A 2,471-nucleotide genomic window follows, 5' to 3' on the forward strand; every position below is an offset into this window, starting at 1 on the left:
GGTCAGGCCGACACGCTGATGCAGATGGGCCGCTGGTTCGGCTTCCGGCCCGGCTACCGAGACCTGGTGCGACTGTTCATCGGCCGCAGTGTGCCGGGGCCGGCCGGCGCGGGCTTCGACATGTACAAGGCGTTCGAGGCCGTCGTCCGCGACGAGGAGGAGTTCCGAGCGGAGCTCGCCCGGTTCAAGGGAACCAACGCGCAGGGCGAACCGTGGGTCACGCCGCGCGACGTCCCGCCGATGGTGTTCCAGCAGCTGCCGTGGCTCAAACCGACCGCCCGGATCAAGATGTTCAACGCGGAGCAGACGTACCGGGGGATCGGTGGCGAGAGCTTCAGTTTCACCATGCAACCGCCGCGTGGTGACGGCTCCAACAACGCGCGGCACTTTGCCGCGGTGCGTCCGCTACTCGACAGTCTCACCGAGGTAGGCACGTTCCAGTTCCGGGACAAGGATGATGTGCCGCGCAGCTTCTCGGCTCGACACGGCATCGTCCCGGCCCGGACGGTACTGGACGCCGTCGACCAGTTCGTCTGGGACGAGCGGTGGGACTTCGGACCGCACCGCGAAGCACTGGTCAGCGCGATGGATCGAGGATTGCTCGACGACTTCGCGATTCTGCTTCCGCTACCGAAGACGCGCTTGCCCGTCGACATCAAGGGGTGGCCGGAGCAGCTGCCGATCGTCAACCGCAAGCGGCAGGAACGCGAGTACCGGACCGGCTTCACCGGAACCGCCGTGCGAGAGCGGGACGCCATCGAGCACATCGCGGGCAGCCCGAACAAGAATGGCGGTCCGGAAGCGGCGAAGATGCACCGCCGAACTCGAGGCGCCCTGATCCTGGTGTTCGCCAGCGACCCCGAGGCCGGGTCACGTCAGATGAAGCGGGCGAAGACCGGGCCCGTCGATCCGAGCGACTTCGCGACGCTGTTCTCGTACGCCCTGCCGCATGCGGCAGAACCACTGGGGCGGATCGGTTTTCGGGTGAAGAAGTCCGGCGCGGGGGCGATCGTCGATGCGCAGTGAAGTAGGCGCAGCTTCGGGCTGCAGAAGGAACGGTGCGTGATGGCCAAAACAATCGCGACGATCAACCTCAAAGGTGGGGTCGGCAAGACGACGATCACCGCGGGACTCGCGGAATTCATGTCGCTGGAGTTCGGTCAGCGCGTGCTGCTGATAGACCTCGACCCGCAGATCAACCTCACCACGATGATGATCAGCGAAGACTCGTGGCTGGAACTGAACAGGCAGGGCCTGACGGTCGCGACGCTGTTCCGAGACGCCGTCAACGGCACGTCGCACTTCGATGTGAAGCGGGCGATCCAGCGGCAGGTGTCGCCGGTCAAGCGGGTGACGGGTGTGGATCTGCTGCCGTCGTCGCTCGATCTCATCGAACTGCAGGAAGAGATCAGCGCACTGCGGGTCGCAGACCGGTCGTCGACGAAACCCGTGGAACTGCTGCGTGACGCGATCGAGCCGGTCGCGGACTTCTATGACTACATCCTCATCGACTGCCCGCCGAACCTCGGACCCATCACGCTCAACGGGCTGGCGATGGCGGACGGATACATCATCCCGACCATCCCGGATGTGCTCTCGACATACGGCATTCCGCAGATCCAGACGCATATCAAGAAATTCGGCAAGGAGATCGGCCGGGAACTGTTCGAACTCGGGCTCGTGATCACCAAGTACAAGTCGAACTCGGCGGTGCACCGGACCACAGTGAAGAACCTTCGACGCGACCCCAACGTGCCCAATGTGCTGCCCGAATATCTCGCGGAGTCCAATCAGATCGCCGCGTCGGCGGAATTCCATCCCTACAGCACCCTGAAGGTGAAGTACGGCAATCAGGGTCAGTTCGACCAGATGCGTGCGATCACGCAGAACATTCTCACGGAAGCGCAGGCGAAGCTATGAGTGCCCAGATCGAAGAAGCCCGCCGACGGGTGCAGGTGTCCGAGGCGAGCGCAGCCCTACTCAAGCTCGACGCCACCAACGCGTCCGCGTCGGTGCTGTTGGCCAAGCTCGTTCAGGTGGTGGCCGAAGAGGCCGCACGCACCCCGCGTTTCGCGAAAGCGATTGCCGACGCATTCGTGACGCCGTCGTCAGACGGTGCCGAAATACCCGCACCGACTGTCGCCGCGCCCGCACCGCGCCGTCGTGCGGCAGCCCCGAAAGCCAAGCGTGAGGCGGGTGCCTTCGATCCGTTCGACGTCTTCCGCGAGTCCGGGGAAGAAGCGCTCCTGGAACGACTCTCGGCGTTGGACGCCGACGCCATCAAAGACATCATCGCCGAGCAGGAACTCGACACGCACAAAGAAACCGGCCGCAAGCGCAAGGTCGAAGTGCTCGCGGTGTGGACGGTCGAGCGCGTCAAGGCCCTGTCGTCGAAGGGGAGTGCGTTTCGCTGACGTTTCTGCCGGTTGAGTTACAGCTCTGGGCGGTGCTGATCCGCGCTGCGATATTGG

At 64.3% G+C, this 2,471-nt stretch carries 3 protein-coding genes; all 3 read left to right on the plus strand.

Translation table 11 applies throughout. The features are described 5' to 3' along the window. On the plus strand, positions 1-1,026 hold a 1,026-nt coding region (locus WAW17_RS29805), incomplete at its 5' end, for a Z1 domain-containing protein (protein ID WP_422336454.1). Positions 1,027-1,065: 39 nt separating this feature from the next. Continuing rightward, entirely contained in the window at positions 1,066-1,920 is an 855-nt protein-coding gene (locus WAW17_RS29810; protein WP_422336455.1) for a ParA family protein, read from the plus strand. Then, positions 1,917-2,414, plus strand: a complete 498-nt coding sequence (locus WAW17_RS29815; protein WP_422336456.1) for a hypothetical protein — start codon at positions 1,917-1,919, stop codon at positions 2,412-2,414. Before WAW17_RS29810 ends, WAW17_RS29815 begins: the two co-directional genes overlap by 4 nt. The last annotated feature ends 57 nt before the right edge of the window (positions 2,415-2,471 follow it).

This window comes from Rhodococcus sp. (in: high G+C Gram-positive bacteria) (assembly GCF_049286785.1).
Lineage (GTDB): Bacteria > Actinomycetota > Actinomycetes > Mycobacteriales > Mycobacteriaceae > Rhodococcus_F.